The sequence below is a fragment of the Serratia sp. B501 genome, from assembly GCF_051172315.1.
GTDB classification, from domain to species: domain Bacteria; phylum Pseudomonadota; class Gammaproteobacteria; order Enterobacterales; family Enterobacteriaceae; genus Serratia; species Serratia ureilytica.
On record NZ_JBPIZB010000006.1, the window covers coordinates 105,645 to 128,735 of the forward strand.

A 23,091-nucleotide genomic window follows, 5' to 3' on the forward strand; every position below is an offset into this window, starting at 1 on the left:
ATCGTCCAACCAAACCGATAACAGACCGCGCAAGCGGCTTTATCAAGCATCGGGCGACACGTGGAGTGAGGCACCGCCTGTATCCAACTGTGATGAAGGGTTCATCAATCCTGGATACTTACGGATGCTATTCGTCCTGTTCGATGCCAGCCGCTGCGCTACATCACCCTGGGGACGAGGTTCAAGGGCATCCACACTTTCCTTGCGGCGGGGCAAGCTTATTGCCCCGGCGTCAATTCTCAACGCTGCGCTTACTCCTGTTTCGTTGCCTATGCCCTCGAACGCAGACGCTATTCCCACACTCTCGCTTTCGTATCGGTTTTTGTTACCGGGGCCGTATGCCATCGGCAGGCCAACCTTATCGGCGCGGTTCACCGATCCCGCGGCTTTTTCCTTGTGCGTTCAGGATTCTCCCTTGCCGGGCTTTTCTCTTTCCGGCGAGTCAGTTAGCATCGTGACAGGCCTGAGAGAATGAGATGATTTCGTTGAAAAAATGGCGTTTATTCCCACGTTCGCTGCGGCAATTGGTGCTGCTGGCGTTCCTGTTGGTGCTGCTGCCGCTGTTGGTGCTGGCCTATCAGGCCTACCAGAGCCTGGATCACCTGAGCGCGCAGGCGGCGGACATCAACCGCACCACGCTGGTGGACGCGCGGCGCAGCGAGGCGATGACCAGCGTGGCGCTGGAGATGGAGCGCAGCTATCGTCAGTACTGCGTGCTGGTTGAGCCCACGCTGCAGAAGCTGTACCAAAATCAGCGCAAGCAGTATTCGCAGATGCTGGACGCCCACGCGCCGATCTTGCCGGACGAGCGCTACTACCAAACGCTGCGTCAGTTGCTGACCCAGCTGGCGGCGATCAAGTGCCATAACAGCGGGCCGGACCAAGAAGCCTCCGCCTTGCTCGAGTCGTTCTCGCGCTCCAATGCCGAAATGGTGCAGGCCACGCGCGCGGTGGTGTTCTCGCGCGGCCAGCAGCTGCAGCAGGCCATCGCCGAGCGCGGCCAGTTCTTCGGCTGGCAGGCGCTGCTGCTGTTCCTGGTCAGCGTGCTGCTGGTGGTGCTGTTCACCCGCATGATCATCGGGCCGGTCAAGGCCGTGGAGCGGATGATCAACCGCCTGGGGGAAGGGCGCGCGTTGGGCAGCACCGCATCGTTCAAAGGGCCGCGCGAGCTGCGTTCGCTGGCGCAGCGCATCATCTGGCTGAGCGAACGGCTGGCGTGGCTGGAGTCGCAGCGCCACGAGTTCCTGCGCCATATCTCGCACGAATTGAAAACGCCGCTGGCCAGCATGCGCGAAGGCACCGAACTGCTGGCCGACGAGGTGGCGGGGCCGCTGACTTCCGACCAGAAAGAGGTGGTGACGATCCTCGACAACAGCAGCCGCCACCTGCAGCAGCTGATTGAACAACTGCTGGATTACAACCGCAAACTGGCCGATGGCCCGGCGGAGCACGAGAACGTCGAGCTGCGCGAGATGGTCGATTTGGTGGTCGCCGCGCACAGTTTGCCGGCGCGGGCGAAGATGATTTCCACCGAAATCGCGCTGGAAGCGGAAATCTGCTGGGCAGAGCCTACGCTATTAATGCGCGTGCTGGATAATCTCTACTCCAATGCGGTGCACTACGGCAAGGAATCCGGTAACATTTGGATCCGCAGCCGTCAGGTTGGACAACGGGTGCAAATCGACGTCGCCAATACCGGCACGCCGATCCCCGAGGCTGAAAGAGCCATGATTTTCGAGCCTTTTTTCCAGGGTAGTCACCAGCGAAAAGGGGCGGTAAAAGGAAGCGGACTGGGGTTGAGCATCGCTCAGGACTGTATCCGTCGCATGCGCGGTGAGCTGCAACTGGCGACGGTCGCCGGTGCAGACGTCTGCTTCCGCATTGAACTGCCGTTAACCGCCGAGAATGAATAAATAATGTACACATGGTCTAAACGCCTTCGTCTTTCACAGACCGAACGTTCACCGCGTGCCACGCACAGAGCGCCGCTCGGCAAACGCCCGATCACCTGGCTGGGCGCCGTTTTCTTTATGCCGCTGTTGCTGGCGGGCTGCGTCGATCGCGCCGTCAGCGGCGGATTGAGCGCTCAGCAGCAAGAGGCGATCCCGGATACCAAGGTGATCGATTACCGCACCGCGGCTTGCGATACCCTGTGGCAATTGGACGACAAGGACGCGCTGGATAACGCGCTCTACTGGCTGCGCGCGATGGACTGCGCCGATCGCATCGGCTCGACCCAGGCGCGTGCGCTGGCGAAAACGGTGCCGGGTGACAGCTGGTCCGGCGTTTTCAAACAGAGCATCCTGCTGGGGAGCGCACAGCCGACCTCCGGTGAACGCCGCCAGATGATCGACAGGATCAACAGTTACCGGATGGAGTTCCCCGGTTCGCTGCGTCCGTTGACGCAGCTGTGGCGCCAGCAGCAGATGCTGCAGATCACGTTGTTCGATGAGAAAGCTCGCTATCAGCATCTGCAGGAGAGCAGCGACAGCCAGATCGATTCGCTGCGCCAGAATCAGGCGCGCCTGCAGTCGCAGCTGCAGGACACCTCGCGCAAGCTGGAAAACCTGACCGATATCGAACGCCAGCTCTCATCGCGCAAGCAGCTGCAAGGGGAAATCCCGGAAAACGGCGCGGGCCAGCAGAAGGGCGAAGCTGCCGGTAAAAGCGGCGCGGCCGCCAAAGGCGCTGAAACGCAGGACGAACCGGAAAAAGGCACCGCGCTGCCGGTTGAACCGGAAGACACCTATACGCCGCATCCCGCCAATAAGGAGTCCCACGCGCAATGACCGCACGCAAACCGGCCAACCTGTTATTGGTTGACGACGATCCCAGCCTGCTGAAGCTGCTGGGCATGCGCCTGACCAGCGAAGGTTTTCACGTCACCACCGCCGAAAGCGGCCAGGAAGCGCTGCGCCTGTTGGCGCGCGAACAGATCGATCTGGTGATCAGCGATCTGCGCATGGATGAGATGGACGGCATGGCGCTGTTCGCCGAAATCCAAAAGCATCAGCCGGGCATGCCGGTGATCATTCTTACCGCGCACGGTTCGATTCCCGATGCGGTGGCCGCCACCCAGCAGGGGGTGTTCAGCTTCCTCACCAAACCGGTGGATCGCGATGCGCTCTATAAGGCCATCGACGAGGCGCTGTCGCTGTCGGCCTCCCCCGCGGGTGACGACGCCTGGCGCGAAGACATCGTCACCCGCAGCCCGTTGATGCTGCGGCTGCTGGAGCAGGTGAAAATGGTGGCCCAGTCCGACGTCAGCGTGTTGATCAACGGCCAGAGCGGCACCGGCAAAGAGGTGTTGGCGCAGGCGATCCACGCCGCCAGCCCGCGCGCCGGCAAGGCGTTCATCGCCATCAACTGCGGGGCGCTGCCGGAGCAACTGCTGGAGTCCGAACTGTTCGGCCACGCCAAGGGCGCCTTCACCGGCGCGGTCAGCAGCCGCGAAGGGCTGTTTCAGGCGGCGGCGGGCGGCACGCTGTTCCTCGACGAGATAGGCGACATGCCGCTGTCGCTGCAGGTGAAACTGCTGCGCGTGCTGCAGGAGCGCAAGGTGCGGCCGCTGGGCAGCAACCGCGATCTGGACATCGACGTGCGCATCATCTCCGCCACCCACCGCGATCTGCAAAAGGCGATGGCGAAGAACGAGTTCCGCGAGGATCTCTACTATCGTCTCAACGTGGTGAATCTGAAGATCCCGGCGCTCAACGAGCGCGCCGAAGACATTCCGCTGCTGGCCAATCACCTGTTGCGCGAAGCGGCTCAGCGGCACAAGCCGTTCGTGCGCAGCTTCTCGACCGACGCCATGAAGCGGCTGATGACCGCCAGCTGGCCGGGCAACGTGCGTCAGTTGGTCAACGTCATCGAGCAGTGCGTGGCGCTGACTTCGGCGCCGGTGATCAGCGAGGCGCTAGTGGAACAGGCGCTGGAAGGGGAAAACACCGCGCTGCCGACTTTCGCCGAAGCGCGCAACCAGTTTGAGTTGCACTATCTGCGCAAACTGCTGCAGATCACCAAGGGCAACGTGACCCAGGCCGCGCGCATGGCGGGCCGCAACCGCACCGAGTTTTACAAATTGCTGTCGCGCCACGAGCTGGACGCCAACGATTTCAAAGAATGACAGATTCCCGCCGGCGCCTGCCACGCAGGTTCTCAACAAATCCGGCGGAATAATTTACACTCCGTTCTCTTTGCCGCGGCGCGTCCCGGCGTAGAGCACCATGGAACGTATTAAGCGGGATCGTACACAAATGAGCAGATCACTTTCCATCGCCCTGGCCCAGCTGAACCTGCTGGTCGGCGACATTGAAGGCAACACCGAACGCATGTTGCAAATCGTGCAGGAGCAGCAGAAGGCGGGAGCCGATCTGGTCATGTTCACCGAACTGGCGCTGTCCGGCTACCCGCCGGAAGACCTGCTGTACCGCAATGATTTCTATCAGCGCTGTGATGCGCAGCTGCTGCGCCTGCAGCAGGCTTCCGCCGAGACGGCGATCCTGGTCGGCCACCCGTGGCGCGAAGGCGACAAACTGTACAACGCGCTGTCGCTGTTCGCCGAAGGCCGCCTGCTGACCCGCTACTTCAAACAGCAGTTGCCGAACTACGGCGTGTTTGATGAGAAGCGCTATTTCCACGCCGGCAACGACACCTGCGTGGTGGAACTGAAAGGCTACCGTCTGGGGCTGCTGATTTGCGAAGATCTGTGGTTCCCGGAGCCGATCGACGCCGCCAAGGCCGCCGGCGCGGAGATTATCCTGTCGATCAACGCCTCGCCGTATAACCGCGAAAAACCGTATATCCGCAAAACGCTGATGGCCGGCCACTGCCAGCGCACCCAGCTGCCGCTGGTGTACCTCAACCAGGTCGGCGGCCAGGATGAGCTGATCTTCGACGGCTGCTCCAAGGTCTTCGACGCCGCCGGCACCATGACCCACCGTCTGGCGGCCTTCGAAGAGCAGGTCACTCGCCTGGAATTCAACGAGCTGGACGTGGTGCCGATGGCCGATCCGGCCGCCGAACTGCCGCAGCTGGCGCAGGTGTATCAGGCGCTGGTGTTGGCGGTGCGCGACTACGTGACCAAGAACGGTTTCAAAGGCGCGGTGCTGGGGCTGTCCGGCGGCATCGACTCGGCGCTGACGCTGGCGATCGCCGTGGATGCGTTAGGTAAAGACAAGGTGCAGGCGCTGATGATGCCGTTCCGCTATACCGCGGACATCAGCATCGCCGACGCTAAGGAAGAGGCGGAAATCCTCGGCGTGGAGTTCGATATCGTCTCCATCGAGCCGATGTTCGATGCCTTTATGGGCCAGCTGTCGCCGATGTTCGCCGGCACCGAGCGCGACACCACCGAAGAGAACCTGCAGGCGCGTTGCCGCGGGGTGGTGCTGATGGCGCTGTCCAACAAACGCCGCAGTATCGTGCTGACCACCGGCAACAAGAGCGAAATGGCGGTCGGTTACGCTACGCTGTACGGCGATATGGCCGGCGGTTTCGACGTGCTGAAGGATGTGCCGAAAACGCTGGTGTTCAAGCTGTCCGAATACCGCAACACCGTCTCCTACGTGATCCCGCAGCGGGTGATCGATCGTCCGCCGTCCGCCGAGCTGGCGCCGGATCAGGTCGATCAGGACAGCCTGCCGCCGTACGATATCCTGGATGCGATCCTGGAAGGCTACGTTGAGCGCGACAAGTCGGTCGCCGATCTGGTGGCCGAAGGCTTCGACGAAGCGATCGTGCGCAAGGTGATCCGCCTGGTGGACATCAACGAATACAAGCGGCGTCAGGCCGCCGTCGGGCCGCGCATCACCGCCCGTAACTTCGGCAAAGACCGCCGCTACCCCATCACATCCGGTTTTGGCCGCAAAAATTGGTAAAAGGAAAGAAGATGAAAAAGATCGACGCAATTATCAAGCCGTTCAAACTGGATGACGTCCGCGAAGCGCTGGCCGAAGTGGGCATCACCGGCATGACGGTCACCGAAGTGAAAGGCTTCGGCCGCCAGAAGGGCCACACCGAGCTGTACCGCGGCGCCGAGTACATGGTCGACTTTCTGCCGAAGGTGAAGATAGAGATCGTGGTTGCCGACGACATCGTCGACACCTGCGTGGAAACCATCATGCAGACGGCGCAGACCGGCAAGATCGGCGACGGCAAGATCTTCGTCTTCGACGTGGCGCGCGTGGTGCGCATCCGTACCGGCGAGCAGGACGAAGAAGCGATCTGATCCTCCGCAGGATCATCGGTCATCAGGGCGCAGCTTGCTGCGCCCTTGTCATTTCTGTCCCCCGCACATCGCACTTCTTCGCCTCATTGTTCCCCCCATTTTTGCCTGTCGGCATTCTAAAAAAGCGAACGCTATCGCGTTTTTGATACTTTTCCCGATCGCTTCACGGCCGGCGTCTACACTCAACGCAATGTTTTTGCTTGAGGAATCCCCCCCATGATGACGTTACGCCAAATCCGCCACTTCATCGCGGTGGCGGAAACCGGGTCGATCTCCGCCGGCGCCCAGGCGGTGTTTGTCTCCCAGTCTTCGCTGACGCTCGCTATCCAGCAGCTGGAAACCGAGATCGGCGTGCGGCTGTTCGATCGCCACGCCAAGGGCATGACGCTGACCCATCAGGGGCACCAGTTTTTGCGCCAGTCGTATCTGATCCTGGCGACGGTGGACAATGCCAAGCGCAGCCTGCAGATCGGCACTGAAAGCCTGACCGGCAAGCTGACCATCGGCGTCACCAGTCTGGTGGCGGGCTACTTCCTGGTGGAACTGCTCACGCGCTTTAAATCGGCCTATCCCAACGTCACCGTGCAGGTGGTTGAAGACGAGCGCCCGTACATCGAGCATCTGCTGGTCAGCGGCGAGATCGACATCGGCGTGCTGATCTTGTCGAACATCGAGGACCGTGACGCGCTGCAGACCGAGGTGCTGATGCACTCGCCGTACCGCCTGTGGCTGCCGCCGCTGCACCCGCTGCTGGAGCACGAGAGCATCAGCCTGGCGGACGTGGCCAAACAGCCGCTGATCCAGCTCAACGCCGATGAAATGGACGTGCACGCGCGGCGCATCTGGGCGCGCGCCGGGCTGAAGCCGGAGATCGCCATGAAGACCGCCTCGACCGAGGCGGTGCGCAGCTTGGTGGCGGCGGGGATGGGGGTCTCCATCCAGCCGGACATGGCGTACCGCGCCTGGTCGCTGGAGGGCAATATGATCGAGGCGCGCAAGCTGGACGATCTGCTGGAGCCGCTGGATATCGGGCTGGCATGGCGGCGCGGCAGCGCGCGGCCGGAGCTGGTGACGCCATTCCTCACCATCGCGCGCGAGAACGGCAGCAAACACGCCGCCGGGCTTAAGCATTCGATTTAATCGAACGCGTCGTTCAGTATTTAGAATTTGTTGCCCGCCAGAGGCTCGCTTAGGCTGATTAAAACTAACTTATTCACATTTGGTTAACGTTTTTGTCACTTAGGGGCGTCAGGCGATGGCGGATGTGCAGGTTCTCTCAGGTTTGTCCTGTCAGCAGTTCATTAACGGTCAGCTTATCGACGGCGAAGGCCAGCAGGAATGCATCGTCAATCCGGCCAACGGCGAGACGCTGATCGCCCTGACCGAAGCCTCTTCGGCGCAGGTCGGCAGCGCGGTAAAAGCCGCGCAGCAGGCGTTCAGCCACTGGTCGCGCACCACGCCGGCCCAGCGCGCCACGCTGTTGCTGCGCATCGCTGACGCCATCGAGCGGCAGGCGCCGCAGCTGGCGCAGCTGGAAGCCCTCAACTGCGGCAAGCCGCTGCATCAGGCGCTCAATGACGATCTGCCGGCGGCGGTCGACGTGTTCCGCTTCTTCGCCGGCGCGGTGCGTACGCAACAAGGGCAACTGGCCGGTGAGTATGTGCCGGGCCACACCTCGATGATCCGCCGCGATCCGATCGGCGTAGTCGCCTCGATCGCCCCCTGGAACTATCCGCTGATGATGGCGGCGTGGAAGATCGCGCCGGCGTTGGCGGCGGGCAATACCGTGGTATTCAAACCGTCCGAGCACACGCCGCTGACTATTCTGGCTCTGGTGCCGGCGCTGCAGGAGATCCTGCCGCCGGGCGTGCTGAACATCGTCTACGGCGGCGGTGAAGGGGTCGGCAGCCAGCTGGTGGGGCACCCGCAGGTGCGGCTGGTGTCGGTCACCGGCGATATCGTCACCGGGCAAAAAATTCTTCAGGCGGCGGCCAAAAGCGTCAAGCGCACCCATCTGGAGCTGGGGGGCAAGGCGCCGGTGATCGTCTGCGACGACGCCGATCTTGACGAAGTGGTCAACGGCATTCGCACCTATGGCTATTACAACGCCGGCCAGGACTGCACCGCCGCCTGCCGCATCTACGCGCAGGCCGGCATCTATCCCAAACTGGTGGACGCGCTGGGCGAGGCGGTCGCCAGCCTGCGCTTCGCCCGCAAGCGCGATCAGGACAACGAGATCGGCCCGTTGATAAGCAGCCGCCAGCGCGATCGCGTCGCCAGCTTTGTCGAGCGGGCGCTCAGCCAACCGCATATCGAATTGATCACCGGCGCCGCGGCGCACTCCGGGCCGGGATTCTACTATCAGCCGACCCTGCTGGCGGGCTGCCTGCAAAGCGACGAGATCGTGCAGCGCGAGGTGTTTGGCCCGGTGGTCAGCGTCACGCGCTTCGAGCATCTGGCGCAGGCGGTCGAGTGGGCCAACGACTCGGAATACGGGCTGGCTTCGTCGGTGTGGACGCAAAATATCGATCGGGCGCTGCACATTGCCGCCCATCTGCAGTACGGCAGCACCTGGATCAACACCCATTTCACCTTGGCGAGCGAAATGCCGCACGGCGGCCTGAAACGCTCCGGCTACGGCAAGGATCTGTCCAGCGATTCGCTGCAGGATTACAGCGTTGTCAGGCACGTAATGGCGAAGTTCAAAGCCAGCTTCTAGCGGTTCTATAAAGCAAAATCGGGCGGCAGCCGTTCCCTGCCGCACACAGATACGCAACACAGGGGTAATTACGATGAGAAAAACTACCGCAGTCACCACCACCGTCTCCGCGCTCTGTCTCACCGTGCTGTGCGGCCTGGCCCAGGCGGCCGATCTGCCGCAGTCGCTGGGCAAAGGCGAAGGCCGGCTGGACATCATCGCCTGGCCCGGCTACATCGAACGCGGCCAGTCCGACAAAAACTACGACTGGGTTACCCAGTTTGAAAAGCAAACCGGCTGCGCGGTGAACGTGAAGACCGCCGCCACCTCCGATGAAATGGTCAGCCTGATGGCCAAGGGCGGCTACGATCTGGTGACCGCCTCCGGCGACGCCTCGCTGCGCCTGATCTTCGGCAAGCGGGTGCAGCCGATCAACACCGCGCTGATCCCTAACTGGAAGAACATCGATCCGCGCCTGCTGAACGGTGCCTGGTACACCGTGGACGGCAAAACCTATGGCACGCCGTACCAGTGGGGGCCGAACCTGCTGATGTACAACACCAAAACCTTCCCGACGCCGCCGGACAGCTGGGCGGTGATCTTCCAGCAGCAGAGCCTGCCGGACGGGAAGAGCAATCAGGGCCGGGTGCAGGCTTACGACGGCCCGATCTACATCGCCGACGCGGCGCTGTTCCTGAAAGCCACCCAGCCGCAGCTCGGCATCAGCGATCCTTACCAGCTCAACGAAGAGCAGTATCAGGCGGCGCTGAAGCTGCTGCGCAGCCAGCACGCGCTGATCCACCGCTACTGGCACGATACCTCGGTGCAGATGAGCGACTTTAAAAACGAAGGCGTGGTGGCTTCCAGCGCCTGGCCGTATCAGGCCAACGCCCTGAAGGGCGAGGGGCAGCCGATCGCCACCGTGTTCCCGAAAGAGGGCGTGACCGGCTGGGCGGATACCACCATGTTGCACAGCGACGCCAAACACCCGAGCTGCGCCTACCAGTGGATGAACTGGTCGCTGGAGCCGAAGGTGCAGGGTGACGTGGCGGCCTGGTTCGGGTCGGTGCCGGCTTCGCCGGCGGGCTGCAAGGCCAGCGCGCTGTTGGGTGAGAAGGGCTGCGAAACCAACGGCTTCAACCAGTTCGACAAAATCGCCTTCTGGAAAACGCCTCAGGCGCAGGGCGGCAAGTTCGTGCCGTACAGCCGCTGGACCCAGGACTACATCGCCATCATGGGCGGCCGCTAAGCCGCGGGGCGCAGCCCGCTGCGCCCGAATCACATCCGTATGGAGCACAGAAAATGACCATTGCCGTGCAATTCATCGATGTTTCGCGGACTTTCGGCGATGTTCGCGCCGTGGATCGGGTATCCATCGATATTCAGGACGGGGAATTCTTCTCCATGCTCGGGCCGTCCGGCTCGGGCAAAACCACCTGCCTGCGCCTGATCGCCGGCTTTGAACAGCTGACTTCCGGCTCGATTCGCATTCACGGTCAGGAAGCCGCCAACCTGCCGCCGTATCAGCGCGACGTGAACACCGTGTTTCAGGATTACGCGCTGTTCCCGCACATGTCGGTGCTGGAAAACGTCGCCTACGGCCTGATGGTGAAGGGCGTCGCCAAACGCGAGCGGCTGGCGCGGGCGCAAGAGGCGCTGGAGAGCGTGGCGCTCGGTTTCGTTGCCGAACGCAAACCGGCGCACCTGTCGGGCGGCCAGCGTCAGCGCGTGGCGTTGGCGCGCGCGCTGGTCAATCGGCCGCGGGTGCTGCTGCTGGACGAGCCGCTCGGCGCGCTGGATCTCAAGCTGCGCGAGCAGATGCAGGGCGAACTGAAGAAGCTGCAGCGTCAGCTGGGCATCACCTTTATCTTCGTCACCCACGATCAAAGCGAAGCGCTGTCGATGTCCGATCGGGTGGCGGTGTTCAATAACGGCCGCATCGAGCAGGTGGATACGCCGCGCGAGCTTTACATGCGGCCGAAGACGCCGTTCGTCGCCGAGTTCGTCGGCACCTCCAACGTGGTGCGCAGCGAGCTGGCGCAGCGCCTGCTCGGCGAAAGCCGAACCTTCTCGATCCGGCCGGAACATATCCGCCTGCTGGAGCAAGGCGGCGCGGCGCAGGACGAGATCCAGGTGCAGGGCACGCTGCAGGAAATCCATTACCAGGGCGCGGCCACACGCTATGAAATCGCGCTGAACGGCGGCGAAAAGCTGCTGGTCAGCCAGGCCAATCCGCAGTGGATCGCCGAAGGGCAACAGCGGCAGATCGGCCAGCCGATCGTCGCCTGCTGGCCGCGCGCGGCGATGGTGCCGCTGCTGGAGGAGAGGTGAGATGGACATGAGCATCGATTCCCCCCCGGCGCGCGGCGGCACCGTGCGCGCGCTGTCGACCTGGCTCTATCGCCGGCCGACGCTGTATCTGCTGTTACTGCTGGTGCCGCCGCTGCTGTGGTTCGGCGCGGTGTACCTCGGTTCGCTGCTGACGCTGCTGTGGCAAGGATTTTACACCTTCGACGATTTCACCATGGCGGTGACGCCGGATCTGACCTTCGCCAACCTCGCGGCGCTGTTCAATCCGGCCAACTACGACATTATCCTGCGCACGCTGACCATGGCGGTGCTGGTGTCGCTGGCCAGCGCGGCGCTGGCGTTCCCCATCGCCTATTACATGGCGCGTTACACCAGCGGCCGCGTCAAGGCGTTCTTTTACATCGCCGTGATGATGCCGATGTGGGCCAGCTATATCGTCAAAGCCTATGCCTGGACTTTGCTGCTGGCGAAAGATGGCGTGGCGCAGTGGTTCCTGCAGCACCTGGGGCTGGAGCCGCTGTTGGCGTCGCTGCTGACGGTGCCCGGGGTCGGTGGCAACACGCTGTCGACCTCGGGGCTGGGGCGTTTTCTGGTGTTCGTCTATATCTGGCTGCCGTTCATGATCCTGCCGATCCAGGCGGCGCTGGAGCGCCTGCCGCCCTCGCTGCTGCACGCTTCGGCGGATCTGGGCGCCCGGCCGGCGCAGACCTTCCGCCACGTCATTTTGCCGCTGGCGGTGCCGGGCATCGCCGCCGGATCGATCTTCACCTTTTCGCTGACGCTGGGCGACTTTATCGTGCCGCAGCTGGTGGGGCCGCCGGGCTATTTCATCGGCAGCATGGTGTACGCCCAGCAGGGCGCGATCGGCAATATGCCGATGGCCGCGGCCTTTACGCTGGTGCCGATCGTCCTGATCGCCATCTATCTTTCCATCGTCAAACGTCTGGGGGCTTTCGATGCACTCTGAACGCGCGCCCTTAGGGCTGAAGCTGGCCGCCTGGGGCGGACTTGTCTTCCTGCATTTCCCGTTGGCGATCATCGCCATCTACGCCTTCAACACCGAGGACGCGGCCTTCAGCTTCCCGCCGAAGGGCTTCACGCTGCACTGGTTCAATGTCGCCGCCGGGCGGCAGGACATTATCGATGCGGTGCTGCTGTCGGCGCAGATCGCCTGCCTGGCGACCGCCATCGCGTTGGTGCTCGGCACCCTGGCGGCGGCGGCGCTGTATCGGCGCGATTTCTTCGGCAAGGACAGCATTTCGCTGCTGTTGCTGCTGCCGATTGCGCTGCCGGGGATCGTCACCGGCCTGGCGCTGCTGGCGGCGTTCAAGGCGCTGAACATCGAGCCCGGCATCCTGACCATCGTCGTCGGCCATGCGACGTTCTGCGTGGTGATCGTGTTCAACAACGTCATCGCTCGGTTCCGCCGCACCTCGTACAGCCTGATCGAAGCGTCGATGGATCTCGGCGCCGACGGCTGGCAAACCTTCCGTTACGTGATCTTGCCGAACCTTGGCTCGGCGCTGCTGGCCGGCGGCATGCTGGCGTTTGCGCTGTCGTTCGACGAAATCATCGTGACCACCTTTACCGCCGGCCACGAGCGCACGCTGCCGCTGTGGCTGCTGAACCAGCTCGGCCGCCCGCGCGACGTGCCAATCACCAACGTGGTGGCGCTGTCGGTGATGCTGTTGACCATGCTGCCGATCCTCGGCGCTTACTACCTGACCAAAGGTGGGGAAAGCGTCGCCGGCAGCGGCAAATAATTTCCTTACCCGACCTCTGACAAAAGGATAACCCTATGCAAAGCCAACTGTTGATTGACGGCCAACTGGTGAATGGCCAGGGCGCGACCCAGCCGGTGTATAACCCGGCGACCGGCGAAGTGATCGCGCAGGTGGCGGAGGCCAGCCCGGAGCAGGTCGATCGCGCGGTGCTGGCGGCGGACGCCGCGTTCGCCGCCTGGGGGCAAACCACGCCGAAGGAGCGCGCCGAGCATCTGCTCAAGCTGGCGGATCTGATCGATGAGCATGCCGAGACCTTCGCCAGGCTGGAGTCGCTCAACTGCGGCAAGCCTTATCACTGCGTATTGAATGACGAGCTGCCGGCGGTGGCCGACGTGTTTCGCTTCTTCGCTGGGGCCAGCCGCTGCCTGACCGGCATGGCCGCCGGCGAGTATTTGGCCGGGCACACTTCGATGATCCGCCGCGATCCGCTCGGCGTGGTGGCCTCGATCGCGCCGTGGAACTACCCGCTGATGATGGCGGCCTGGAAGCTGGCGCCGGCGTTGGCGGCGGGCAACTGCGTGGTGATCAAGCCTTCTGAGCAGACGCCGCTGACCACTTTCAAACTGGCCGAACTGGCCGCCGGGCTGTTCCCGCCGGGCGTGCTCAACGTGCTGTTCGGGCGCGGCGCCGGCGTGGGCGATCGGCTGACCGGTCATGACAAGGTGCGCATGGTGTCGCTGACCGGGTCGATCGCCACCGGCGAGCACATCATCGCCCACACCGCCGCCGGCATTAAGCGCACCCATATGGAGCTGGGCGGCAAGGCGCCGGTGCTGGTGTTCGACGATGCCGATCTGCAGCAGGTGGTCGACGGTATTCGCGGTTTCGGCTTCTACAACGCCGGGCAGGATTGCACCGCCGCGTGCCGCATCTACGCGCAGAAAAGCATTTATCCCGAGCTGGTCAAGCGGCTGGGCGAGGCGGTGGCCAGCCTGAAGATCGGCGCGCCGGACGACGAGACCACCGAGCTGGGGCCGTTGATTACCGCCCAGCATCTGGAGCGGGTGGCCGGTTTTGTCGAGCGAGCCAAAGCGTTGCCGCACGTACAGGTGGTGACCGGCGGCGAGAAGGTGAAAGGGCCGGGCTATTACTTCCAGCCCACGCTGTTGGCCGGCGCGCGCCAGGACGATGAGATCGTGCAGCGCGAAGTGTTCGGCCCGGTGGTGACGGTGACGCCGTTCGACGACGAAGAGCAGGTGCTGGCCTGGGCGAACGAATCCAATTACGGGCTGGCGTCGTCCGTGTGGACCCGCGACGTGGGCCGCGCGCATCGCTTAAGCGCCCGCCTGCAATACGGCTGCACCTGGGTGAACACCCACTTCATGCTGGTGAGCGAAATGCCGCACGGCGGCCAGAAGTTGTCCGGCTACGGCAAGGATATGTCGATGTACGGGTTGGAGGATTACACGGCCATTCGTCATGTAATGTTCAAACATTGATTTTACAGTAATTATCCGCACAATAGCGCGGCCTTCGAGCCGGCTCCGGCCGGCTGATGATAATAAAAATTGAAAGGAAGCCTATATGGGTATCACCAGACGCGATTTTCTCAACGGAGTGGCGATCACCATCGCCGCCGGGTTGACGCCGCTGCAAATCTTGCGCGCGTCGCCGCAAACGGCCAATCAAACCCTGTACTATCCGCCGGCGCTGACCGGGCTGCGGGGCAACCATCCGGGCTCGTTCGAGCATGCGCACCAGTTGGGGCGCGACGGCAAAACCTTTGATTTCGGCAGCGTGCCCGCCGTTGAAGAGTTCGATCTGGTGGTGGTCGGCGCCGGCATCAGCGGGCTGGCGGCCGCCTGTTTCTGGCAGCAACTGAAAGGCGAGCGGCAGCGCATTCTGTTGATCGACAACCACGACGACTTCGGCGGCCACGCGAAGCGCAACGAGTTCAACAGCGACGACGGCATGCTGCTCGGCTACGGCGGCAGCGAATCGCTGCAGTCGCCGCGCTCCAACTTCAACCCGGTGGCGATGGGGCTGCTGCGCAAGCTCGGCGTCGATATCGACCAACTGGAACAGGCTTTCGACACCACCTTCTACCCGGATCTGAACCTCAGCCGCGGGGTTTACTTCGATCGCAAAAACTTCGGCGTTGATAAGGTGGTGAGCGGCAATCCGGGTCGTGCGGTGGCGGACGACATTCCGCGCGATCGGCTCAACGGCCGTTCTTATGAAGCGTTCATTGGCGATTTCCCACTGCCGGAAAGCGATCGCCAGGCGCTGATCGCGCTGCATACGGTGGAGAAAGATTATCTGCCGGAGATGACGCTGGAGCAGAAGGTCGAGTGGCTCGACAGCCACAGTTACAGCCAGTTCTTGCGTGAAAAAGTGGGCCTGAGCGAACTGGCGATCCGCTATTTCCAGCAGACCACCAACGACTTCCAGGCGGTGGGCATCGACGGCACCTCGTGCAGCGATGCGCGCATCTGCGATCTGCCGGGCCTGAAGGGCATGAATTTGCCGCCGCTGGACGAAGAGACTCAGGCGGATCTCGACGATCCTTACGTGTTCCACTTCCCGGACGGCAACGCCACGCTGGCGCGCCTGATGGTGCGCCAGCTGATCCCGGCGGTGGCGCCGGCCGGCAAGGACATGAACGATGTGGTGCTGGCCAAATTCGACTACAGCCAGCTCGATCGGCCGGAATCGCCGGTGAAGCTGCGTTTGAACAGCACCGGGCTGCACGCGGCCAACGTCGGTGACAAGGTGGAAGTCACCTACATGACCGGCGAGAAGATGACCAAAGTGCGCGCCGGGCAGGTGGTGATGGCCGGCTACAACATGATGATCCCGTATCTGGTACCGGAGATGTCGCACGAGCAGCAGGAGGCGCTGAAGCAGAACGTCAAGGCGCCGCTGGTGTACAGCAAGGTGGTGATCCGCAACTGGCAGCCGTTCATCAAGCTGGGCGTGCACGAGGTTTATTCGCCGGCCGCGCCGTACAGCCGCGTGAAGCTGGACTATCCGGTGAGCATGGGCGGTTATCAGCACCCGCGCGATCCGGATCGGCCGATCGGCCTGCATATGGTGTATGTGCCGACGCTGCCGGGCAGCGGTCTCAGCACGCGCGAACAGTCGCGCAAAGGGCGGGCGTTGCTGCTGGGCACGCCGTTCGAAGTGCACGAGCAGATGATCCGCGAACAATTGCAGGGCATGTTAGGCGACGCCGGTTTCGACCATCAGCGCGACATTCAGGCGATCACCGTCAACCGCTGGTCACACGGTTACTCCTACTTCCTCAACGGGCTGTTTGACGACGAAGACGAAGCCAAGAAAATCATCGAAACGGCGCGGCAGCCGATCGGCAAGATCGCTATCGCCAACTCCGATGCCGACTGGAGCCCGTACGCCAACTCGGCGATCGATCAGGCGTGGCGCGCGGTGAACGAACTGGCCTACGGCAAGGTTGCCGCCAAGGAGGGAGCATGAGTCTGCGTTCGCTGTACCTGTTGAGCCTGCTGGCCGCCGGCGGCTCGGCCCAGGCGATGTCGGCCGGGGAATACGTCGCCAAAGCCGGTGACTGCACCGCCTGCCATACCGCGCCGGGCGGGGCCGAATTGGCGGGCGGCATGAAGTTCCCGACGCCGCTCGGGGCTATCTACGCCACCAACATCACGCCGGACAAGCTGCACGGCATTGGCGCCTATTCGTTCGAGGAGTTCGATCGCGCCATGCGCCAGGGGATCGCCAAAGACGGCCACCGGCTCTACCCGGCGATGCCGTACACCTCCTACGCCAAAATGAGCGCGGAAGACATGCGCGCGCTGTATGACTATCTGATGAACGAGGTGCCGGCGCAGAACGTCGCCAACCGCGCCAACGACATCAGCTGGCCGCTGTCGATGCGCTGGCCGCTGGCGGTGTGGAACCAGCTGTTCCACGACGACCAGCCGTATCAGGCCGATCCGCAGCAAAGTGCCGAGTGGAACCGCGGCGCCTACCTGGTGCAGGGCGCGGGCCACTGCGGCAGCTGCCATACGCCGCGCGGTTGGGCGATGCAGGAGAAGGGGCTGGACGGTAAGGAACCGGTGTTCCTGAGCGGCGCCGAGCTGGACGGCTGGTACGCTTCCAACCTGCGCGGCCTGCCGCCGGAAGAGGTGACGGCGCTGCTGAAAACCGGCCGCAGCCGCCATGCGGCGGTCGCCGGGCCGATGAGCGAGGTGGTGGCCCACAGCACGCAGTACCTCAGCGACGGCGATCTGAACGCCATCGCGGTGTACCTGCGCAGTCTGGCGCCGGACCCCGTCGCCGGGGCCGCCTCGAAGGCTGCGCAGGCGGATAACCCGAGCGGCAAGGCGACCTATGCGATGTACTGCTCGACCTGCCACGGCAATAAGGGAGAGGGCACCGACTTCACCATCCCGGCGCTGGCGGGCAACGCCACGGTAACGGCGGACAATCCGCTGACCGCGCTGCGGGTGGTGCTGGAAGGGGCGCATACCCCGATCACGCAGCAGGCGATGGCGCTCGGGATGCCGGCTTACGCCTGGGCGTTGAACGACCGGCAGGCGGCCGACCTGATGAGCTATCTGCGGGGAAGCTGGGGCAACCAGGCGGCGCCGGTAACGGTGCAGCAGGTGCAGGACGCGCGCCAACTGCAGGCGAAATGAAGAGGGAGCGCGGTCTGACGGCCGCGCTCCGCAAGCATTACAGCACCTTATGCGGGCCGAAGCATTCGTAGTGGATGCGTTCGGCCTCTACGCCCATCTCCAGCAACTGTTTGCCCACGAACTGCATGAAGGCCACCGGGCCGCAGAAGTAATAGTGCATCTGCGGATCGGCCAGGCTGCCTTGCAGCGCGCTCAAATCCATCAATCCGCGGCTGTGGTAGTCGCGGCCTTCCACGTCATCGGCGCCCGGCTCGCGGTACCACACATGGCGGCTAAGATTCGGCATGCGCCCGGCAATATCCGCCACTTCCTCGGCAAAGGCATGCACGCTGCCGTTTTCCGCCGCGTGCAGCCAGTGGACCGGCGCCTGGTGTTGGCTGTCGTGCAGGCTGTTGAGCATGCCGAGCATCGGGGTTTGGCCGACGCCGGCGGAGATCAGCGCCACCGGCGTGGTCGGCGCCACGTCGAGGAAGAAGTCGCCGTGCGGCGGGGCGATGTCGATCACGTCGCCTTCCTGCGCCTGCCGGTGTAGGTAGTTGGACACTTTCCCCTGATCTTCACGCTTCACCGCGATGCGGTAGAACTCGCCGTTCGGTGAGGCGGTCAGCGAGTACTGGCGAATTTCCTGATGCTCCAGGCTGTCGTGCTTGATGTAGACTGCCAGGTATTGCCCCGGTTTGAAGTCCGCCACCCGGCCGCCGTCCACCGGCGCCAGCACGAAGCTGCAGATCACGTCGCTCTGCGGCTGTTTCTTCAGGATGCGGAATGCGCGCAGATCGCGCCAGCCGCCGTTGTCGGTTTCGCTCTGCTGATAAATCTGCTCTTCACGCTGGATAAACACGTTGGCCAGCACGCCGTAGGCTTTGCCCCAGGCGTCCAACACTTCCTGACCCGGGCTGAACATTTCGTCCAGCGTCGCCAGCAGGTGGCCGCCGACGATTTGGTATTGTTCCGGCTGGATATTGAAGCTGGTGTGCTTCTGCGCGATGCGCTCCACCGCCGGCAGCAGCGCCGCCAGGTTCTCGATGTTGGCGGCATAGGCGCAGATGGCGTCGAACAACGCCTGACGCTGATCGCCGTTGCGCTGGTTGCTCATGTTGAAAATGTCTTTCAATTCCGGGTTGTGCGCGAACATGCGATCGTAAAAGTGGGCGGTCAGCTTCGGCCCGGTCGCAGCCAGCAGGGGAAGGGTGGATTTAACGGTGGCGATGGTTTGGCTATCCAGCATGGGAGCGCTCCTTGGGTTGGGATCTTGACGAGAATTTTAATGATGCATTTTAAATGCATCTTATTGAGTTCCACGCCGCTTGTAAATACCCTTGTTTTCGTTGCGGTGTTCTTCGGGCGTCGATCGCGCTCACAGAACATGAAAAAAGCGCATCGTTCGCATGAGGAAATGTCCGTTGATAAACGGCGGCGTTTAGCGGATCAAAGCCTTGCGCTGCCTTATGCCAATCGTTTGCGTAAAAACCTCTGTCAAGACCTATCTTCGGTGGGGCGAAACGGTTTACACTGTGGCCCAGAACCCAAACGGGTAGTTATTTGGTGATTTTTTAGTTAGCTGATTTAAGTCAGGAGATGCCGGATGTTAAAGCGTGAAATGAACATTGCCGATTACGATGCGGAACTGTGGCGTGCCATGGAGCAGGAAGTGGTGCGTCAGGAAGAGCACATCGAGCTGATCGCGTCTGAGAACTACACCAGCCCGCGCGTGATGCAGGCTCAGGGTTCCCAGCTGACCAACAAATACGCTGAAGGCTATCCGGGCAAGCGTTACTACGGCGGCTGCGAATACGTGGATATCGTTGAGCAGCTGGCTATCGACCGCGCCAAAGAATTGTTCGGCGCCGATTACGCCAACGTGCAGCCGCACTCCGGCTCCCAGGCTAACTTCGCCGTTTACACCGCGCTGCTGCAGCCGGGTGACACCATTCTGGGCATGAACCTGGCGCACGGCGGCCACCTGACCCACGGTTCCCCGGTTAACCTGTCCGGCAAACTGTATAACGTGGTGCCTTACGGCATCGACGACAAAGGTCAAATCGACTATGACGATCTGGCCAAACAGGCGCAAACCCACAAGCCGAAAATGATCATCGGCGGCTTCTCCGCTTACTCCGGCGTGGTTGACTGGGCCAAAATGCGCGAAATCGCCGACAGCATCGGCGCTTATCTGTTCGTCGACATGGCGCACGTGGCCGGCCTGATCGCCGCCGGCGTGTACCCGAACCCGGTACCGCACGCGCACATCGTCACCACCACCACCCACAAAACCCTGGCGGGCCCGCGCGGCGGCCTGATCCTGGCGAAGGGCGGCGACGAAGAGCTGTACAAGAAGCTGAACTCCGCCGTGTTCCCTGGCGGCCAGGGCGGCCCGCTGATGCACGTGATCGCCGGCAAGGCGGTGGCGCTGAAAGAAGCGATGGAGCCTGAGTTCAAGGTTTACCAGCAGCAAGTGGCGGTCAATGCCAAGGCGATGGTTGACGTGTTCCTGCAGCGCGGCTACAAAGTGGTCTCGGGCGGCACCCATAACCACCTGTTCCTGCTGGATCTGGTCGACAAAAACCTGACCGGTAAAGAAGCGGACGCCGCCCTGGGCCGCGCCAACATCACCGTCAACAAAAACAGCGTGCCGAACGATCCGAAGAGCCCGTTCGTCACCTCCGGCGTGCGTATCGGCACCCCGGCCGTGACCCGTCGCGGCTTCAAAGAAGCCGACGTGCGCGAACTGGCCGGTTGGATCTGTGATGTGCTGGACAACATCAACGATGAAGCCACCATCGAACGCACCAAGAAGAAAGTGCTGGATATCTGCGCCCGCCTGCCGGTTTACGCATAATCCCGCTTTTGCCTGAAAAAACCCGCTGCGGCGGGTTTTTTTGTGGCCGCTCGCGGCAAACTGTGAGCTGTCTGGCACTCTAACGCATTGACATGGAATGAAGATTGCGGGCAGGTGTGAGCTCTGTCAAAGTATTGCCCTCACTCCGGAGGGATCATGGTTCTGCAATCCACGCGTTGGCTCGCGCTCAGTTATTTCACCTACTTTTTTTCCTACGGCATTTTCTTACCGTTCTGGGGCGTGTGGCTGAAAGGCGAGGGCATCGCGTCCGAAACCATCGGCATATTGCTCGGCGCCGGTTTGGTGGCCCGCTTCCTCGGCAGTTTACTGATTGCTCCCCGCGTTAAAGATCCCTCTCATCTGGTTTCCGCGCTGCGCCTGCTGGCGCTGCTGACCCTGGCTTTCGCGGTTGGCTTCTGCTTCGGCAACGGCTGGGGCTGGCTGATGCTGGTGATAGCGGGGTTCAACCTGTTCTTCTCGCCGCTGGTGCCGCTGACCGACGCGCTGGCCGCCACCTGGCAAAAGCAGATCCGCATGGACTATGGCCGGGTGCGGCTGTGGGGCTCGCTGGCGTTCGTCATCGGCTCGGCGCTGACCGGGCAACTGGTGGCGGTGTGGGGCCATAACGCCATTCTCTACAGCCTGATCCTCAGCGTGCTGGCGATGCTGCTGGGCATGCTGCTGAAGCCGAGCGTGATGCCGCAGGGCGAAGCGCGCACGCACGGCGGGGCCGAGCGTCCGCTGTGGGCGCTGTTGAAAGAAGGGCCGGTGTGGCGCTTCCTGTTGTGCGTCACGCTGCTGCAGGGCGCGCACGCCGGCTACTACAGCTTCGGCTCCATTTACTGGCAGGAGGCGGGCTATTCGGCCTCGACCATCGGTTATCTGTGGTCGCTGGGCGTGGTGGCGGAAGTGATTATTTTCGCCAGCAGCAACGTGCTGTTCCGCCGCTGGAATGCGCGCAACCTGCTGCTGCTTTCCGCCTGTTGCGGCGTGTTGCGCTGGAACCTGATGGCCTACAGCACCGAGCTGGGGTGGCTGCTGCTGATCCAAATCCTGCACTGCGGCACCTTCACCGTGTGCCATCTGGCGGCGATGCGCTTTATCGCCGCGCGCCAGGGGCAAGAGGTGATCCAACTGCAGGCGGTGTATTCGGCGCTGGCGATGGGCGGCGGTATCGCCGTCATGACGGTCATTGCCGGGTTCCTGTTCGAACATTGGCAGGGCGGGGTGTTCTGGGTGATGGCGGCGGTCGCGGTGCCGGCCTTGTTCATCCGGCCGCCGGCGGTCAGCGTCAGCCGGTGATTAAGGGGCTTCCAGCAGCGCGCGGATGGCCTGGCGCTGGCGGTTTTCCAGCGGCAGTTCGGTATAGATCAGCGGCGGGTGCGGAGCGCTGTGCACCGCCGCGTAGGGGGTGATCACCAACGTGACGCCCTGCGGCGCTCCGCCGCACAGATAGTCGCTCAGCGGCAGATACTTGATGTTCAGCGGCAGCAGCGTGAGCTCGCGGATCTGATATTCCACTTCCTCTTCCAACTGCGGGTTATCCAGCGTCAGCAGCAGCACCTGTTTTTCCTGCAGCGCGTTGTCCTGCATCAGCCAGGCGCCGAAGCTGATGGCCACCAGGCCCGCCTCCTCGTTGGAAAAATGCACGCCGTACTCCTGCTCCAGCGGTTTCAACGCTTCCTGCGTGGTGCGCATCAGCCGCGGGTATTTGCGCACCACTTCTTCCAGCAGCATATTGTCGATGCCGATGGCGAAACGGCAGCGCTCCAGCGCCGGCGCCAGATGGGCGAACAGCTGGCTGACCAGCTCCGCCTTGCTGCTGAAAGCCATGCCGGACAGCTGCTGGAACCGCTCGACCATGCTGTCGATCGCCGTCATCAACCGCTGCTCATGCGCCGAGTCGTTGCTGTGGTAGCTGTGGCTTTTCAACAGGGTGAAGGTCAGCGCCAGGAAATCGCGCTCGTCCGCGTGCGGCGGCTGGTTAAACAGCCGGTTGCAGGTCTGATGCAGCCAGGCGGCGGCTTGCTGCTCCGGTTTTTGCCGCAGCCAGTCGCGCTGAACGGCGTCGAAACGTGGGTGTTGCTGCAGGCGGTTTTGCCAGGCGCAGTAGAGCAGATAATGCTGCAGGAATTGGCGGTCGCGCGCGTCAAAGTGACGATTGAGCAGCGGCTCGCAGGCGTCGAGCGCCTGGGCCAACAGCGATGTCAACTCGGCATCGGCCGCCAGCGCTTGCCGCAGGCGCGGGGCGAAATCGTCTTCGACGAACCGCGGGCTGCAGCGCAGGGTTCGCCTTAGCCAATGGAGCAGGCACAGGCGTTGGTTGAGCGCGCTGCCCCTCAATCGGTAGCCATGGTCGGGATCGACGGCGATCTCCAGATGGTGGAAACGCTGGATTTCACTGGCCACCTCGGCTATATCTTGCCGGGTTATCGGGGGGGCGACGCCATTGATTCGGCTGAGGGTCTCCAGTTGTAACTCGGGCTCCGGCGTGTACAGCATCAGCAGCAGATGGCAGCGCCGTTGTTGTCCGGAGAGCTCAGGCACGGGAGAGGTGTCCAGGCTCATATCACCTTCCGGCATAAAAGGTTGCGATTATGCCTAAGCATAGCAAA

18 protein-coding genes are annotated in these 23,091 nt (G+C 62.7%); 16 read left to right on the forward strand and 2 right to left on the reverse strand.

The window, feature by feature from the left end:
• Positions 1-476 precede the first annotated feature (476 nt).
• The 14 genes from ACSBQV_RS18225 to ACSBQV_RS18290 all read left to right on the forward strand — a co-directional run bounded on the left by ACSBQV_RS18225 (position 477) and on the right by ACSBQV_RS18290 (position 17,637).
• Positions 477-1,913, forward strand: a complete 1,437-nt coding sequence (locus tag ACSBQV_RS18225) for a sensor histidine kinase (protein ID WP_033644112.1) — start codon at positions 477-479, stop codon at positions 1,911-1,913.
• A 3-nt stretch (positions 1,914-1,916) separates the two neighbouring features.
• The gene (qseG, locus tag ACSBQV_RS18230) at positions 1,917-2,789 is read left to right on the forward strand and encodes a two-component system QseEF-associated lipoprotein QseG (protein WP_099782385.1); all 873 of its coding nucleotides are present in this window, start codon (positions 1,917-1,919) and stop codon (positions 2,787-2,789) included.
• Positions 2,786-4,126: a two-component system response regulator GlrR gene (glrR, locus tag ACSBQV_RS18235; protein WP_033644111.1), complete on the forward strand. Its 1,341-nt coding sequence runs from the start codon at positions 2,786-2,788 to the stop codon at positions 4,124-4,126. The genes qseG and glrR overlap by 4 nt, the downstream gene beginning before the upstream one ends.
• 130 nt (positions 4,127-4,256) lie before the next feature.
• Complete coding sequence (locus ACSBQV_RS18240) at positions 4,257-5,879, forward strand: NAD+ synthase (protein WP_033651582.1); 1,623 nt, start codon at positions 4,257-4,259, stop codon at positions 5,877-5,879.
• A gap of 11 nt (positions 5,880-5,890) precedes the next feature.
• Positions 5,891-6,229: a nitrogen regulatory protein P-II gene (glnB, locus tag ACSBQV_RS18245; protein WP_004847623.1), complete on the forward strand. Its 339-nt coding sequence runs from the start codon at positions 5,891-5,893 to the stop codon at positions 6,227-6,229.
• A gap of 216 nt (positions 6,230-6,445) precedes the next feature.
• A complete protein-coding gene (locus ACSBQV_RS18250) occupies positions 6,446-7,369 on the forward strand; it encodes a LysR substrate-binding domain-containing protein (RefSeq protein ID WP_015378793.1) in 924 nt (307 codons plus the stop codon).
• 115 nt (positions 7,370-7,484) lie between these two features.
• Positions 7,485-8,948 (forward strand): gamma-aminobutyraldehyde dehydrogenase, encoded by a 1,464-nt coding sequence (locus tag ACSBQV_RS18255; protein WP_043138131.1) that lies wholly within the window; start codon positions 7,485-7,487, stop codon positions 8,946-8,948.
• A gap of 73 nt (positions 8,949-9,021) precedes the next feature.
• Positions 9,022-10,176 (forward strand): putative ABC transporter substrate-binding protein YdcS, encoded by a 1,155-nt coding sequence (gene ydcS, locus ACSBQV_RS18260; RefSeq protein WP_099817919.1) that lies wholly within the window; start codon positions 9,022-9,024, stop codon positions 10,174-10,176.
• 53 nt (positions 10,177-10,229) lie between these two features.
• Positions 10,230-11,258: an ABC transporter ATP-binding protein gene (locus ACSBQV_RS18265; protein WP_015378790.1), complete on the forward strand. Its 1,029-nt coding sequence runs from the start codon at positions 10,230-10,232 to the stop codon at positions 11,256-11,258.
• Between the two features lies 1 nt (position 11,259).
• On the forward strand, positions 11,260-12,204 hold the full coding sequence (locus ACSBQV_RS18270; protein ID WP_016929775.1) for an ABC transporter permease: 945 nt from the start codon (positions 11,260-11,262) through the stop codon (positions 12,202-12,204).
• Positions 12,194-13,000 carry an ABC transporter permease gene (locus ACSBQV_RS18275; RefSeq protein WP_016929774.1) on the forward strand — a complete coding sequence of 269 codons (807 nt, stop codon included), beginning with the start codon at positions 12,194-12,196 and terminating at the stop codon, positions 12,998-13,000. The genes ACSBQV_RS18270 and ACSBQV_RS18275 overlap by 11 nt, the downstream gene beginning before the upstream one ends.
• A gap of 35 nt (positions 13,001-13,035) precedes the next feature.
• Entirely contained in the window at positions 13,036-14,460 is a 1,425-nt protein-coding gene (gene patD / locus ACSBQV_RS18280) for an aminobutyraldehyde dehydrogenase (protein ID WP_046687663.1), read from the forward strand.
• An 85-nt stretch (positions 14,461-14,545) separates the two neighbouring features.
• Positions 14,546-16,456 carry an NAD(P)-binding protein gene (locus ACSBQV_RS18285; protein ID WP_099782387.1) on the forward strand — a complete coding sequence of 637 codons (1,911 nt, stop codon included), beginning with the start codon at positions 14,546-14,548 and terminating at the stop codon, positions 16,454-16,456.
• Positions 16,453-17,637, forward strand: a complete 1,185-nt coding sequence (locus tag ACSBQV_RS18290; protein ID WP_099782388.1) for a c-type cytochrome — start codon at positions 16,453-16,455, stop codon at positions 17,635-17,637. The genes ACSBQV_RS18285 and ACSBQV_RS18290 overlap by 4 nt, the downstream gene beginning before the upstream one ends.
• 37 nt (positions 17,638-17,674) lie before the next feature.
• Here the strand turns inward: ACSBQV_RS18290 and hmpA are convergent, their stop codons facing one another.
• Positions 17,675-18,865 carry an NO-inducible flavohemoprotein gene (hmpA, locus tag ACSBQV_RS18295; RefSeq protein ID WP_099782389.1) on the reverse strand — a complete coding sequence of 397 codons (1,191 nt, stop codon included), beginning with the start codon at positions 18,863-18,865 and terminating at the stop codon, positions 17,675-17,677.
• A 357-nt stretch (positions 18,866-19,222) separates the two neighbouring features.
• Between hmpA and glyA the strand changes: the two genes are divergently transcribed.
• Together glyA and ACSBQV_RS18305 are read left to right on the forward strand one after the other, a co-directional pair.
• Positions 19,223-20,476, forward strand: a complete 1,254-nt coding sequence (glyA, locus tag ACSBQV_RS18300) for a serine hydroxymethyltransferase (protein ID WP_025303922.1) — start codon at positions 19,223-19,225, stop codon at positions 20,474-20,476.
• Positions 20,477-20,632: 156 nt separating this feature from the next.
• Entirely contained in the window at positions 20,633-21,778 is a 1,146-nt protein-coding gene (locus ACSBQV_RS18305) for a 3-phenylpropionate MFS transporter (protein ID WP_099782390.1), read from the forward strand.
• Here ACSBQV_RS18305 and csiE read toward each other — a convergent pair whose 3' ends face one another.
• Complete coding sequence (csiE, locus tag ACSBQV_RS18310; protein ID WP_072627125.1) at positions 21,779-23,044, reverse strand: stationary phase inducible protein CsiE; 1,266 nt, start codon at positions 23,042-23,044, stop codon at positions 21,779-21,781.
• Positions 23,045-23,091 lie beyond the last annotated feature (47 nt).

Coding starts and splice junctions, on each gene's coding strand:
- glrR (WP_033644111.1), top strand. CDS start 2,786: ATGACCGCACGCAAACCGGCCAACCTGTTATTGGTTGACGACGATCCC.
- ACSBQV_RS18305 (WP_099782390.1), top strand. CDS start 20,633: ATGGTTCTGCAATCCACGCGTTGGCTCGCGCTCAGTTATTTCACCTAC.
- ACSBQV_RS18270 (WP_016929775.1), top strand. CDS start 11,260: ATGGACATGAGCATCGATTCCCCCCCGGCGCGCGGCGGCACCGTGCGC.
- ACSBQV_RS18250 (WP_015378793.1), top strand. CDS start 6,446: ATGATGACGTTACGCCAAATCCGCCACTTCATCGCGGTGGCGGAAACC.
- ACSBQV_RS18265 (WP_015378790.1), top strand. CDS start 10,230: ATGACCATTGCCGTGCAATTCATCGATGTTTCGCGGACTTTCGGCGAT.
- qseG (WP_099782385.1), top strand. CDS start 1,917: ATGTACACATGGTCTAAACGCCTTCGTCTTTCACAGACCGAACGTTCA.
- ACSBQV_RS18285 (WP_099782387.1), top strand. CDS start 14,546: ATGGGTATCACCAGACGCGATTTTCTCAACGGAGTGGCGATCACCATC.
- ydcS (WP_099817919.1), top strand. CDS start 9,022: ATGAGAAAAACTACCGCAGTCACCACCACCGTCTCCGCGCTCTGTCTC.
- glyA (WP_025303922.1), top strand. CDS start 19,223: ATGTTAAAGCGTGAAATGAACATTGCCGATTACGATGCGGAACTGTGG.
- ACSBQV_RS18290 (WP_099782388.1), top strand. CDS start 16,453: ATGAGTCTGCGTTCGCTGTACCTGTTGAGCCTGCTGGCCGCCGGCGGC.
- ACSBQV_RS18240 (WP_033651582.1), top strand. CDS start 4,257: ATGAGCAGATCACTTTCCATCGCCCTGGCCCAGCTGAACCTGCTGGTC.
- ACSBQV_RS18255 (WP_043138131.1), top strand. CDS start 7,485: ATGGCGGATGTGCAGGTTCTCTCAGGTTTGTCCTGTCAGCAGTTCATT.
- ACSBQV_RS18225 (WP_033644112.1), top strand. CDS start 477: ATGATTTCGTTGAAAAAATGGCGTTTATTCCCACGTTCGCTGCGGCAA.
- glnB (WP_004847623.1), top strand. CDS start 5,891: ATGAAAAAGATCGACGCAATTATCAAGCCGTTCAAACTGGATGACGTC.
- ACSBQV_RS18275 (WP_016929774.1), top strand. CDS start 12,194: ATGCACTCTGAACGCGCGCCCTTAGGGCTGAAGCTGGCCGCCTGGGGC.
- hmpA (WP_099782389.1), bottom strand. CDS start 18,865: ATGCTGGATAGCCAAACCATCGCCACCGTTAAATCCACCCTTCCCCTG.
- patD (WP_046687663.1), top strand. CDS start 13,036: ATGCAAAGCCAACTGTTGATTGACGGCCAACTGGTGAATGGCCAGGGC.
- csiE (WP_072627125.1), bottom strand. CDS start 23,044: ATGAGCCTGGACACCTCTCCCGTGCCTGAGCTCTCCGGACAACAACGG.